Here is a 12,947-nt window from a genome sequence, read left to right as displayed (position 1 = left end):
GTTCTTCGTCACGGGTTGACGAAGGGCGGTTCTGGGTATTTCGGTCAGTTGGCGTCGACCGCGGTCTTCACCAGCGGGGTCATCATTTCCTGCGTCATCGCGGCAGATCCGGTGTAGTTGACCAGCACCGGCACGGTGTCGACGAGCTCGGCGGCGGCCAGGGTCGCGGTCTTGTTCTCGCCGGTGGCGTAGTAGACGGCGCCTTCGCCGACACCTGCGACGTCCTTCGCACCCGCCTTCGCCTTCTTCAGCGCGGCGATCATCTCGGCGGGTTTGATCTTGTTGCCCTCGAAGCGGGTCACGGCGAGCGCGCCGAGCTCCTTGCCGCCCGCGGAGTAGACACAGCTCTTGGCCTTGCCGCCGTTGGCGGCGTGGTCCTGCACCGGGCCCGGCGCCGATGTCACGCCCTGGACGGAGATCGCCTTCCCGACGGCTTCGGCGGGCAGCAGCGCACACGGTTCCTTCGCGCCGGCGCCACCGGTGGGAGCGGCCGAGGAACTCGGGGCGGTGGACGGAGCGGGAGCCTGGCTCGACGACTTGGCCGCGTTGTCCGACTTCCCGTCCCCGGAAGAACAGGCGGAAAGGGTCGCGATGACAGCGGCGAACAGGATGATCGCCCGTGAAATACGCATGGATCCGACGATAGCCCCGGCGAATCAGTCCACCGGGGCCCGGTACCGCCAGAAGGACGGGATCAGCAGCGCCGCGGCGATGACCAGCACGATGACCAGCACCCCGCCGCCGGAGGCCGCGGCCGCGGTGCCGACACCGGCGGCGGCCCAGCCGTGGGTGAGGTCGGCGATGCGCGGGCCGCCCGCGACGACGACGGTGAACACGCCCTGCAGCCGTCCGCGCATCTCGTCGGTGGTGGCGACCTGGAGGATCGACATCCGGTAGATCGCGCTGACCATGTCGGCGGCCCCGGCGAGCGCCATGAAGAAGACCGCGAGCCACAGCGAATTCGCGAGACCGAAGCCGACGATCGCGCCGCCCCAGACGCAGACCGAGACGATCACGCCGACACCCTGCTTCTGGATCCTCGTCAGCCAGCCGGAGAAGAGACCGATCAGCATCGCGCCCGCCGGGAGCGCGGCGTAGAGCCAGCCCAGTGCCGGGCCGCCGCCGGGCGGGTCGCCGAAGGTGCGCTCGGCCATCTCCGGGATCAGTGCGCGTGGCATGCCGGCCACCATCGCGATGATGTCGACGAGGAAGGAGGCCAGCAGGATCTTCTGTGTCGCCAGGTACTTGAAGCCGTCGATGATGTCGCGGATCCCGGCGCGGCGCGCGACCTCGCCGAGCGGCGGGATCGGGGGCAGTTTCCAGACCGCGATGAGGGTCAGGGTCAGCGCGACGACGTCGATCAGGTAGAGCGTCGAGAGACCGAGGATCGGGATCAGCGATCCGGCGAGCAGCGGTCCGAAGACCGCGCCGAAGGTGGCCATCGTGCTGCTCAGCGCGGTCGCGGGCGCGATCAGGTTGTCCGGCACCAGCCGGGCGACGACGGCGCCGCGGGTCGGCATGTTGATCGCGAAGAACGCCTGGTTGACCGCAAGCAGCGCGAGCACGAGCCAGACGGAGCCGAGGTTCAGGAACGCCTGGAGCCACAGGACCGCCGAAGTGACGGTGACCCCGACGTTGGTGACGAGCAGGAGTTTGCGGCGGTCGACGGCGTCCGCGATGGCGCCGCCCCAGAGACCGAAGACGAGCAGCGGGACCAGGGCGACCAGGCCGGTCAGGCCGACGTAGGCCGAAGATCCGGTGAGGTCGAAGACCTGCTTGGGGACCGCGACGGCGGTGAGCTGGCTGCCGACGGCCGTGACCGCGGTGGACAGCCAGAGGCGGCGGAACGCGGGGATCTTGAGCGGCCGGGTGTCCACGACGATCGAGCCGAACAGCTTGCGGACACCTTTACGCTGCTCAGCCCCCACGTCGTTACTCACAACCCGACAGCTTAGCCGCGCTAACTAACCAAATGCGCGCGATTTACGTCACCCGCGCCCGAAGGCCCCCTTCACCACGTCAGACGCGGCGAAGGGCCCCTTCGCCCCACCTCACGCGGGGAAAGTCCCCTTCAGCCCCAGGCTCAGGCGACCGAGGCCCGGTGACCCCACGCGTCTCCCGGGAGCGCGCCAGCGCGACGGGGAGACTTCACCGCCGCGCGCCCTCTTTCGGGCCGCAGGCCCACGAAAACGCGATGAAGAGGCGCCCTCCGCTCTCAACGCGAGTTGCAAGCGGCTCGGCGCCCCTTCGGCGCGCTTTTCGTCAGCGCGCTGGCCAAAATCACGGCGCGACGCGCTCGATCTGCCAGCCGTCGTCGGTGCGGACGTAGCGGAGCCGGTCGTGCATGCGGTCCTCGCGGCCCTGCCAGAACTCGACGACGTCGGGCCGGATGCGCCAGCCTCCCCAGTGCGGCGGGAACGGGATCTTCTCGACGTCGGCGAAGCGGCGCTCGATGCCGTGAAGCGCGGTCTCGAGGGCGCGACGGCCGTCGACGACGCGGGACTGCGGCGAAGCCCAGGCGCCGAGCTGCGAGCCTCGCGGGCGGGAAGCCCAGTACTCGGCGGTCTCGGCGACGTTGACCTTCTCGACCTCGCCGCGCACGTGGACCTGACGCTGCAGGGCGTACCACGGGAAGGTGATCGACGCGTAGCGCGTCGCGGTGAGGTCGTGGCTCTTCGTCGACGTGTAGTTCGTGTAGAACACGACGCCGCGTTCGTCGAGGCCCTTGCACAGGACGGTCCGGGAGGACGGCCTGCCCTCCGGGTCGGCCGTGGCGAGCACCATCGCGTTCGGTTCGGCGACCCCGGCGGAGACGGCCTGGTTCAGCCAGTCCTGCAGCTGAGCCGTCCAGGTCTCCGCCAGCGCGGACTCGTCGAACGCGGCCCCTTCGTAGGCCACGCGCATTCCGGGCAGGCGCACAACGGCGTCACCGTCCACGCCATCCTTGATCTCCGGCATCATCCGCCAAACCTCCGCACCCGGTCAGGGCATCTGTGACTTCGGCTTTGCCGCCGACGGTATTGCCTAGAAGGCGGCGGCGAAACCCACTGAACGGTGACACCCGCCACCCCCGGTTGATCATCTGTGCGTAACCGCCGGACCGCAAGCCGTTACCTCCCGGTTACCTGCCGGTCCCTGATCGATCAAGGGCTCGTGAGTGGCAAGGACGGTTAGAACCGTCCTTGCCACTCACGAGCCCTTGAATTCACGAAAACTTATTATTCGAAAATCGGCGACCCTTCGACAATTCCCGCGTCGCCCTTTTTCCTGATTTCGAACAATTGATTACGACATTCGGCCCATCGTCCGTCTCACCACCCCGATGGCGCGTCTAATTCTGTCAAACGATAGAAATTACCCTCGCGACACATACTCGCGAGTTGTGCCAAGCCTCTCGATCGCGAGACGCGGCGAAGGCCGCCCTCGGGAGGGTCGAAATCCCGAAACCGGCCTTCGCTTCTTCTGTCCCGCCCTGTCAGTTCGTGACAGTGAACTCCGCGCGAACAATCCATCCCCAACAGTCGTACGACGCCGTGTACCGGCCCGGCACCGTCCCCACCGGACCGTCGCCCCGCAACGCGACACCGATGCCGCCGGTGCCGCCGTCCCCCACCACCCGCAAGGGAATCGGCGTGGCGAGACCGTCCGCGACGAGGGTCTTCGCAAGCTCGCCGGCACCGGACGGGCGCAGGCAATAGATGTCCGCTATCACCGTCTCACCTGCGACGATGGCGTTGGGACTCAAGACGAGACTGGACGGTCTGGTCGCGTTCGCCTGTCCCGCTCCGACCATCGTGGACACGATCGCCGCCCCCGCGACGCACAACGCGGCCGAACGAAATTTCATCTTCTGCTCCCTCCAGGAGGCGGGCGAAGATTTCACCCGTCACCCGATGGACGCGCCTCCGGCGGCACCGGGTTGCCCACCGGCCGGGACGCCGCCCGTTGGGGCGAACGCTCCTGATTTAGCAGAATGTGACAGCAAATCGTGCAAGAGCTGATGATCACACTAGGTAGACCTTGCGCCACTCGATAGGATCGCCGCCGAGAGCAACGGGGTGATCACCTCTATCCAGTGTGTTCAGAGGTTTGGATGGGACGGCCGGGTGTGCGGCCGCTCCGTCCGCTATTGCCGGCCGGGCTTCCGCGAGGGAGTTCGACGTCGGTCGATCACTCCTGCGCTCGAGCCGCCGGAACTTTCTACGACCTTGTTACTCCCCTTCCCCAGGAGTGCGTTGTGATTTCCCGTTCCCGCCGTGTCATGACGGCGTTGTTGTGTGCCCTTTCGCTGGCTGGCGTGACGGCCCTTTCGGCCTGTTCCGACAGCACGGCCGCTTCCGGCACCAAGGTCACCATCGGCTACAGCGCTTGGCCGGGCTGGTTCCCGTGGGCCGTCGCCCAGGAGAAGGGCCTCTTCGAGAAGAACGGCGTGAGCGTCGACCTGAAGTGGTTCGACAGCTACACCGAGAGCATCAACGCACTCTCCTCGGGCGCGATCGACGCGAACAGCCAGACCCTGAACGACACCCTCGCCTCCGTCAGTGGTGGCGCGAAGCTGTCGGTGGTCCTGGTCAACGACAACTCGACAGGTAACGACAAGATCATCGCCCGCCAGGGGATCACCGGCGTCGCCGACCTCAAGGGCAAGAAGATCGCCGTCGAGCAGGGCACCGTCGACCACTACCTCCTGCTGCTCGCGCTGCAGGAGGCGAAACTGACCGAAAAGGACGTCCAGCTGGTCCCGCTGCTGACCGACGCCGCCGCGGCCGCGTTCGTCGGCGAGCAGGTCGACGCGGTCGCCGCCTTCGCCCCCTTCACCTCGAAGGCGCTCGAGCGCCCCGGCAGCCGCGCGATCGCGACGTCCGCCGAATTCCCCGGTGCCATCCCTGACCACCTCGTCGTCTCCGAGCAGATGTCCAAGGAGCGCAAGAAGGAGGTCCAGGCGCTGGTGACCACCTGGTTCCAGACGATCGACTGGATCAAGCAGAACCGGGACGAGGCCGTGCAGATCATGGCCAAACGCGGCGCGGTGTCGATCGACGAGTACAAGAGCTACGACGCGGGCACCACGATCTTCACCAAGCAGCAGAACCTCGACGCGTTCACCCCGGGCGTCACTCCCGCCCACCTGAATTTCCAGGCCGGCAAGATCGCCGACTTCATCATCTCCAACGGGCTCGCGCAGAACCGGCCCAACTTCGACGGGCTGTTCGACGACCAGTACGTCAAGGCGGTGAAGTGAGCACCACGGATTCGGCCCGCCGGGCCACTCAGCGGACGGACGCCGCTGACGAGGCCGAGGCGCGCCGACTCGACGACGAGCAGCGGCTCGCCGAAGCGCAGGAAGGCCGTCTCCGGGATGGCAAGCGACCGGACTGGTCGCCGCTGCCGCGCCGGGCGGGCCTCAAGCCGAACGCCTCCCCGCTGTTCTCGCTCCGGACACCGATCCCCGCGCGCTGGCGGTGGACGCTGGCGGTGGCCTCGTTCGCGATCCCGCTGCTGATCTGGGTGACGCTGAACGCGCTGGGCACCATCAAGCCCACGTTCCTGCCGACCCCGGTCGCGGTGTTCGACGCGCTGCTCAAGATGATCGAGTCCGGCGAACTGTTCAGCGACCTCTGGGCCACCACCCAGCGGGTCCTGCTCGGCTTCGGGCTCGCGGTGCTCGTCTCGATCCCGCTCGGCATCGTGATGGGGACGTTCAACGCGGGACTGGCGCTGTTCGAGCCGGTCATCGCGATGCTGCGCTACCTGCCGGCGAGCGCGTTCATCCCGCTGCTGATGATCTGGCTCGGCCTCGGCGAGCCGTCGAAGGTCGCGGTCCTGTTCCTCGGCACGGTCTTCTTCAACACGCTGATGACGGCCGACGCCGTCCGCGGGGTGCCGCGTTCGCTGATCGACGTGTCCTACACGCTCGGCGCGCGGCGCGGCGAGGTCCTGCGCAAGGTGATCGTCCCGCACGCGCTGCCCGGCATGATCGACGCGACCCGCGTCAACGCCGCGGCCGCGTGGAACTTCGTGGTGGTCGCCGAACTGATCAACGCCACCGCCGGTCTCGGCCTGCGGATCATGCGGGCGCAGCGGTTCACCCAGACCGACCGGATCTTCGCGCTGCTGATCGTGATCGGCCTGCTCGGACTGGTCATCGACATCGCGTTGCGGCAGCTGCGGACGCGCGTCGGGAAGTGGGCGGTATGACGCTCCAGCTGAAGGCCGTGGCCAAGGACTACACCGTCCGCGGCAAGACCACCCGGGCGCTCGACGGGATCGATCTCGACATCGCGCGCGGCGACTTCGTGTGCGTGGTCGGCGCGAGCGGGTCCGGCAAGTCGACGCTGCTCTCGCTGATCGCCGGGCTGGCGGAACCGTCCGAGGGCCTGATCACCCTCGACGGCGACGCGGTGACCGGGCCCGGCCCGGATCGCGGGCTGGTGTTCCAGCACGGGGCGCTGTACCCGTGGCGCTCGGTGGAGAGCAACGTCGCGTTCGGACTCGAACTGCTGAACCTCGACAAGACCGAGCGAGCGCGCCGCGTCGACTGGTATCTCGAGGAGACCGGGCTCGACGGGTTGCGGAAGTCGTTGCCCAAACAGCTTTCCGGCGGGCAGAAGCAGCGGGTCGCGATCGCGCGGGCACTGGTGTGCGAACCCGACGTCCTGCTGCTGGACGAACCTTTCGGCGCGCTGGACGTCCAGACCAAAGAAGACATGCAGGTCCTGATCCGCCGGATCTGGACCGACACCGGCACCACCGTGCTGATGGTGACCCACGACGTCGAAGAGGCAGTGTTCCTCGGAAGACGCGTCGTGGTGCTCGCCTCGGACCCGGGCCGGGTGGCCGCGGACATCGTGGTCGACCTGCCCGGTGAACGCGACCTCGCGGTCAAACGCGCGCCGGAGTTCCTCGCGTTGCGCGCGTCCATCGAAGATCTCGTCCGGGAGCAGCACCGCGGGCACCTCGGACGAAGCTGAGAAGAAAGGTGATCATGAGGCACGGGAAGACCCGGCCGGAACGCACCCCGCGTTCCGGGTTGCTCGGCAGACTCGGCATCCGGGGCAAGCTCAACCTGCTCCTGATGTTGCCGCTGACCGCCGTGGTCCTGGTGTCGGTGCCTTACGTCGCCGGGGAGATCGACGACGCCCGGTCCGCCCGCACCACCGCCGACGTCGCGTCGCAGGCACGCGCCCTCGGCACGCTGGCGTGGGAACTGCAGCGGGAACGGCTGCTGACGGCGCACTACATCGCGTCGTCGACGGCCGGCAGCGGGGCCATGCAGAAGCAGCAGGGCGTCGTCGCGGACACGGTGAACCGGGTGCGTTCACAGCTGAGCGCCGACGCGCCGGAGGAACTCGCGGCCGCCCTGGTGCGGATCGGGTCGCTGAGCGAGATCCGGGAGAACGCGCTCCGGCGCGGTGCCTCGCTGGACAGCGTGGCGCGGACGTACCACGCGGTGATCGACTCGGTCATCAACTCGCTCCGCCTCGTCCCGCAGCAGACCAGTGACGCGGAGGGCACCCGGCAGCTGACCGCGCTCGACGCGCTGCTGCGCGCGAACGAGGAGAACTCGCTGCGCGGGATGGCGCTGATCATCGTGCTGATCACCCCGGATTCGGGTGAGCCGGTGCTGGACGACGCGAAGCAGCAGGCGTCGCTGTTCCTCGAACGGTTCGTGCAGCAGGCCGACGTCACCCAGGCGACGCAGGTCGTCTCGGTGGAACAGGGCGAGACGGGCCGCCGGGTCGACGCGCTGGAGACCAGGCTTCCGGACACCCGGGGGCAACAGGCCGTGCAGGCCTTGCTGCCGGACATCCTCGGCGCCGTCGAGGCCCAGTCGAATCAGCGACGGCTCGCCCAGGACGCGGTCACCACCGGCATCACCGACGCGGCGACCGCGCGAGCGGACGCCGCGCAGAACCTGGCGTGGACGATCGGTGTCGGCGCCGGCGTGCTGTTCCTGCTGGTCGGTGGTCTCGCGATCGCGGTCAGCCGGTCGATCGCGGATCCGCTGCGGAAGCTGACCACGGCGGCGACGTCGGTCGCGGACCTCGCGAGTACCGAACTGGTCCGCGTGACCGACACCGAGCAGGCCGAAGAACTCGCGCCGCGGCTCGCCACCATCGACGTGTCCTCCCAGGACGAACTCGGCAAACTGGCCGAGGCGTTCAACCGGGTGCAGGCCACCGCGGCCGAACTGGTGGAACGGCAGGCCGTCACGCGGCGCAACGTCGGCCTGATGTTCGCCAACGTCGCGAAGCGGACGCAGAACCTGGTGGGCAGGCAGCTGGCGCTGGTCGACGAACTGGAGCGCAACGAGCAGGACGTCGCCCTGCTGGCGAGTCTCTACCGGCTCGACCACCTCTCCACCCGTCTGCGCCGGAACGCGGACAACCTCCTCGTCGTTTCAGGAAACCGTGACGAGGCAAGGATTTCCGGACCGATCGAGCTGTCGACCGCGTTGCGTTCGGCGCTCGCGGAGATCGAGGACTACCAGCGGGTCCGGCTGGGCTCGATGGGCGACGTCCTGCTGTCGTCACCGTTCGGTTCGGATCTGGTGCTGATCTTCGCCGAGCTGCTGGAGAACGCGACCTCGTTCTCCCCGCCGGAGTCCTTTGTGGACGTCGGCACGAAGATCCTGCCCGACGGCTCCTGCCTGATCGTGATCGTGGACCAGGGCATCGGCATGACCGCCGAACGGCTCGCCGAGGAGAACCGGCGACTGGTCGAACGCGAGCGGCTCGAACTGGCGCCGACCAGTGTGCTCGGGCTGTTCGTGGTCGGGCGGCTCGCGCGGCGGCACGGGCTCAAGGTCGAACTGACCGAGACCGAGCCGGGGGCGGGCATCACCGCGCGCATCGCCGTCCCGCCGAATCTGCTGACCTACCGGCAGCCCGTGCAGAAGGCCGTTCCACCGCCGGCGTGGCCGACGACGGAACCGGGCGACGAGCCCGCCCCGCCGCGGTCCCAGCCCAAGTCCCAGCCGCGGGACAAGGCGGCCGGACGCGAACTGCCCACACTGGCGATCGCCGGGATGATCCCGCGCGACGGCCAGCCCCCCAAGGACTTCCGGTGGTTCCGCAAGACCGACCGGGAAATCCCGGAGCCGACGCCGATGCCGGAACCCACCCCGTTGCCCGTACCAATGCCCGTTTACGAGCCTCCCGCGCCGGCACCGGTCGCCGATTCCGGGGAGACCCGCGGCGGACTGCGGCGGCGGGTCAAGGGCGCGCAGCTTCCCGGTGCCCCCGAAGCACCGTCGCGGCAGAAGTCAAGGCATGATCCAGAAGCGGCGAAAGCGGCCTTCGACGGTTTCGAGGCAGGACTCGCGAAGGCCACCGGGGGGCCAGCAGAATCGGTACCGCCGCAAGCCCCGCCGCCGCCGGTGAGCCCACCGGCGGGCAACCCGATGCCGATGCCCATGCCGACCCCGACGCCCGTTCCCGCCGCCTCCCGCGGCGGCCTCACCCGCCGGGTCCCCGGTGCCCAGCTGGCGCCGGGCCTGTCGAAAGGACCGGCCGCGCGCCACCAGACCGCGCGGGCCGCCCTGAACACCGCCAAGCCCAAGGGCATGCGTGACCCCGAGGCCGAACGTGCCGCGTTCGACGCCTTCAGTGACGGGTTGGAGAAAGCCGTCAACCCGGAGATGGAACAGAGAGAGAAGAGCAAGAGATGACGACCGGAGTCAGCGTCGAAGCCCGGAATTTCAACTGGTTGGTGACGCGCTTCGCACAGAACACGGCGAGCGCGATGGGCGCGATCGCCGTGTCGGCCGACGGCCTGCTGATCGCGATGTCGTCCGAGCTGGAACGCGCCAACGCCGACCGGCTGGCCGCGATCTGCTCGGCGATGCTCGGTTTGGCCCACGGTGTCTCGGAGAGCCACCCGCTCGGGTCGCCCGACAAGATCATCATCGAGCTGGAGCAGGGCTACCTGCTGGTCTGCACGATCAGCATCGGCTGCTCGCTCGGCGTGCTCGCCACCAAGCAGGCCAGCCTCGGCACGATCGCCTACGAGATGGCGATGTTCGCCAACCGGGCCACCGAGGTGCTCACCCCCGCGCTGATCGAGGAACTCAAGAAGAGTGTCGGCAGCTGAAATGACGAGGGGATAAGGGAATGAGCGACGATCAGGTACCTCGGCCCCGCGGCGGCGATCAGGGCATCTCGCCGCTGCGCCCGTATCTGCTCACCGCCGGCCGTGCGCAGCCGGTGGACGGCACGCTCGAAATCGAAGCGCAGGTGCTCACCAGCAGGCTCGGCGCGGCGTCGCAGGCGAGGCTGACCTTCGAACGACGGGAGATCGTTTCCCTTTGCCGGGACACGAAATCCGTCGCCGAAGTGGCGGCGATGCTCGGCCTGCACATCGGCGTGGCCAGGGTGCTCGTGGCGGATCTCGCCGCGCTCGGCTACGTGGTGCTCCGGCGCCCGGCCGGAGCCCTCACCCAGGACCTCGGCATGATCGAAAGGGTCATTCGTGGACTCGAAGCAATTCGCTGAACCGGCGGCGGTCAAGCCGCCGACACCGGTCAAGATCGTCATCGCGGGCGGATTCGGCGTCGGCAAGACGACCACCGTCGGGGCGATCTCGGAGATCAAACCGCTGACCACCGAGGCCGCCATGACCTCGGCCGGCGCGGCCGTCGACGGCACGAGCGGTGAGGTGCCGTCGAAGACCACCACCACGGTGGCGCTGGACTTCGGCTGCCTCACCATCGACGACGAGGTGAAGCTGTACCTCTTCGGCACGCCGGGGCAGGACCGGTTCGGCTTCATGTGGCACGACCTCGTGCTGGGCGCGCTGGGCGCGCTCGTCATCGTCGACACCCGGCGGCTCGACGACTGCTATCCGGCGGTCGACTACTTCGAGAAGGCCGGTTTGCCTTTCGTGGTCGGGGTGAACGTCTTCGACGGTTCCCTCAAGCACGACCTCGAAGACGTGCGCTGGGCGCTCGCGGTGAGCGAGGACGTCCCGCTGATCACCTTCGACGCGCGGCAACGGCTGTCGGTCCGGGACGCGCTGCTGGCCGTCCTGCACAACACCTTCCGCCGGGCGTCCACCGCCTCCTGACGCGTTCAGTCCTCTAGTTGCCGTCCTTGCACACGGCATAGACCGCAACTAGAGGACGAAACGCCGGGGCGTCAGACGGGCCGGGTGATGGCGGCGAGCATCAGGGCCCGGAGTTCGGCGGTGACGTCGGCGACCGGTAACGGCGGCGTGTGCGCCTGCCACTCGCGCAGCAGTCCGGTCGCCGCGCCGACGAGCGCGATCGCGGTCAGGTGATAGTCGCGGTCCGGTGCGACGCCCGCCACGGCGGCGTGCCGGGCCTCCGACTCGATGAACGCGGCCCACCGGTCGACCCATTCCTGGTGCTGCTCCTCCAAAGCGGCGCTGACGCCGACCGCTTCGACGTAGTTCAGCCGCGGCATCCGGGGATCCGAGGTCACCGTGCTGACGAAGACGTCCAGCAGCGTCCCGATCCTGGTGACCGCGTCCGCGTCCTCCAGCCGTTCCAGGATCCCGGTGACGTGCTCCAGCGCGAGGGCGTTGATGCGCTCGTGCAGGGTCAGCAGCACCTTCTCCTTGCTCTCGAACTCCTCGTAGAAGTTCCGCGTCGAGACGCCGGCGCGCGTGCACAACTCGGTGATCTTCGCCTGCTGGTAGCCCGTCGAAGTGAACAGGTCCAGGGCCGCGGTGAGCAGGCGTTCACGCCGTTCGGCGCGCCGTTGCTCGGGTGCGACCCCGCCGTACGTGCGGGCCACTCGACCTCCCCCGATTCGGTAATAGGGATTGCCAGATGCTACCAACACCGCCTACATTGCGAAAATCTCAATTACCAAACTGGAGGCAACGGTGCTTCGGACAGTTCTGGTCTCAGCCCTCGCAGCCGCCCTGATCGGCGCGCCCGCCGCGCAAGCCGCGCCGAACGCGCCAGGGGACCTGGTCGACTACCGGCCGGTGATCGCCACCGCCCCGGCGAAGGCCTGGAAACTCAACTACCGCTCCACCTCGGCGACCGGACAGCCGAACACGGTGTCGGGCATCCTGCTGGTCCCGCACACGCCGTGGACGAAGGGGCCGCGCCCGCTGGTCAGCTACGCCGTCGGCACCCACGGCCTCGGCGACCGCTGCGCGCCGTCGACCCGGCTGACGAACGGGTCCGAGAACGAAGTCCTCCTGATGAGCCAAGCGCTTTCGCGCGGCTGGGCGGTCGTCGTGACCGACTACGAAGGCCTCGGCACCCCGGGCACGCACACCTACGCCGTCGGCCAGTCCGAAGGCCGGGCCGTCCTCGACGCCGCCCGCGCCGCCTCCCGCGTCCCCGAAGCGGGCCTGTCCAAGACCGGACCGGTCGGTGTTTTCGGTTACTCGCAAGGAGGTCAGGCCGCGGCGTTCGCCGGCGAACTGCAGCCGTCCTACGCGCCCGACGTCAACCTGGTCGGCGTCGCGGAAGGCGGTGTCCCGGCGGACCTGAACGCGGTCCTGAAGTTCAACGACGGCGGACCGGCGTTCGGGCTGGTGCTCGGCGCCGCTGTCGGCTACTCGACGGCGTACCCGGAACTACCCTTCAACGACGTGCTCAACGCGAAGGGCGAGAGGGCCGTCGCGAAGGTCAAGGAAGCGTGCACCGTCGAACTCGGCGCGGCGGCACCTTTCGCGCGGCTCAACGACTTCACGACCGTGCCGAACGTCCCGTCCGACCCGCGCTGGCAGGCCCGGCTGAGCGAGAACCAGGCGGGCAAGACCAAGCCGGGCGCGCCGGTCTACCTGTACCACGCGTCGCTGGACGAGCTGATCCCGCTTTCGGTCGGCAAGGGCCTGCGCGACCGCTACCGCGCCCTCGGCGCCGACGTCACCTGGCAGGAGTTCCCGCTGCTGGAACACATCGGCGGGGTCTCGGTGGGCGGGCCGGTCGCGATGACCTGGCTGGGCACCAAGTTCTGACGGGGAGT

At 68.7% G+C, this 12,947-nt stretch carries 13 protein-coding genes; 8 read left to right on the top strand and 5 right to left on the bottom strand.

Annotated elements, in window-relative coordinates; all coding sequences use genetic code 11:
- Window positions 1-44 precede the first annotated feature (44 nt).
- The 4 genes from ACLJRM_RS36635 to ACLJRM_RS36620 form a co-directional block, all read right to left on the bottom strand.
- Window positions 45-632 (bottom strand): DUF3558 domain-containing protein, encoded by a 588-nt coding sequence (locus ACLJRM_RS36635; protein ID WP_101610810.1) that lies wholly within the window; start codon window positions 630-632, stop codon window positions 45-47.
- 24 nt (window positions 633-656) lie between these two features.
- Entirely contained in the window at window positions 657-1,940 is a 1,284-nt protein-coding gene (locus ACLJRM_RS36630; RefSeq protein ID WP_101610811.1) for an MFS transporter, read from the bottom strand.
- A 340-nt stretch (window positions 1,941-2,280) separates the two neighbouring features.
- The gene (pdxH, locus tag ACLJRM_RS36625; RefSeq protein WP_101610812.1) at window positions 2,281-2,961 is read right to left on the bottom strand and encodes a pyridoxamine 5'-phosphate oxidase; all 681 of its coding nucleotides are present in this window, start codon (window positions 2,959-2,961) and stop codon (window positions 2,281-2,283) included.
- A gap of 514 nt (window positions 2,962-3,475) precedes the next feature.
- Window positions 3,476-3,847, bottom strand: a complete 372-nt coding sequence (locus tag ACLJRM_RS36620; RefSeq protein WP_410665677.1) for a hypothetical protein — start codon at window positions 3,845-3,847, stop codon at window positions 3,476-3,478.
- A gap of 390 nt (window positions 3,848-4,237) precedes the next feature.
- Here ACLJRM_RS36620 and ACLJRM_RS36615 point away from each other — a divergent pair, with 390 nt between their 5' ends.
- Genes ACLJRM_RS36615 through ACLJRM_RS36585 form a run of 7 tightly spaced genes read left to right on the top strand, consistent with a single transcriptional unit; the run spans window position 4,238 to window position 11,064 of the window.
- The gene (locus ACLJRM_RS36615) at window positions 4,238-5,242 is read left to right on the top strand and encodes an ABC transporter substrate-binding protein (RefSeq protein ID WP_168214418.1); all 1,005 of its coding nucleotides are present in this window, start codon (window positions 4,238-4,240) and stop codon (window positions 5,240-5,242) included.
- Window positions 5,239-6,198: an ABC transporter permease gene (locus tag ACLJRM_RS36610; RefSeq protein WP_101610815.1), complete on the top strand. Its 960-nt coding sequence runs from the start codon at window positions 5,239-5,241 to the stop codon at window positions 6,196-6,198. The genes ACLJRM_RS36615 and ACLJRM_RS36610 overlap by 4 nt, the downstream gene beginning before the upstream one ends.
- Window positions 6,195-6,971, top strand: a complete 777-nt coding sequence (locus tag ACLJRM_RS36605; protein ID WP_101610816.1) for an ABC transporter ATP-binding protein — start codon at window positions 6,195-6,197, stop codon at window positions 6,969-6,971. The genes ACLJRM_RS36610 and ACLJRM_RS36605 overlap by 4 nt, the downstream gene beginning before the upstream one ends.
- A gap of 14 nt (window positions 6,972-6,985) precedes the next feature.
- Entirely contained in the window at window positions 6,986-9,670 is a 2,685-nt protein-coding gene (locus ACLJRM_RS36600; RefSeq protein ID WP_101610817.1) for a nitrate- and nitrite sensing domain-containing protein, read from the top strand.
- Window positions 9,667-10,092: a roadblock/LC7 domain-containing protein gene (locus ACLJRM_RS36595; RefSeq protein ID WP_005156032.1), complete on the top strand. Its 426-nt coding sequence runs from the start codon at window positions 9,667-9,669 to the stop codon at window positions 10,090-10,092. The genes ACLJRM_RS36600 and ACLJRM_RS36595 overlap by 4 nt, the downstream gene beginning before the upstream one ends.
- Before the next feature lie 20 nt (window positions 10,093-10,112).
- Window positions 10,113-10,493 carry a DUF742 domain-containing protein gene (locus ACLJRM_RS36590; protein ID WP_101610818.1) on the top strand — a complete coding sequence of 127 codons (381 nt, stop codon included), beginning with the start codon at window positions 10,113-10,115 and terminating at the stop codon, window positions 10,491-10,493.
- Window positions 10,471-11,064 carry a GTP-binding protein gene (locus ACLJRM_RS36585; protein ID WP_101610819.1) on the top strand — a complete coding sequence of 198 codons (594 nt, stop codon included), beginning with the start codon at window positions 10,471-10,473 and terminating at the stop codon, window positions 11,062-11,064. Before ACLJRM_RS36590 ends, ACLJRM_RS36585 begins: the two co-directional genes overlap by 23 nt.
- 71 nt (window positions 11,065-11,135) lie before the next feature.
- On the opposite strand, the gene ACLJRM_RS36580 is transcribed toward ACLJRM_RS36585, so the two are convergent.
- A complete protein-coding gene (locus ACLJRM_RS36580; protein WP_410665676.1) occupies window positions 11,136-11,756 on the bottom strand; it encodes a TetR/AcrR family transcriptional regulator in 621 nt (206 codons plus the stop codon).
- A 91-nt stretch (window positions 11,757-11,847) separates the two neighbouring features.
- Between ACLJRM_RS36580 and ACLJRM_RS36575 the strand changes: the two genes are divergently transcribed.
- Complete coding sequence (locus ACLJRM_RS36575; RefSeq protein ID WP_101610821.1) at window positions 11,848-12,939, top strand: lipase family protein; 1,092 nt, start codon at window positions 11,848-11,850, stop codon at window positions 12,937-12,939.
- Window positions 12,940-12,947 lie beyond the last annotated feature (8 nt).

The organism is Amycolatopsis sp. lyj-84, assembly GCF_046549075.1.
GTDB lineage: Bacteria > Actinomycetota > Actinomycetes > Mycobacteriales > Pseudonocardiaceae > Amycolatopsis.
Note: the sequence above shows the minus strand (reverse complement) of the source record. Positions and strands in the feature narration are given on the sequence as shown.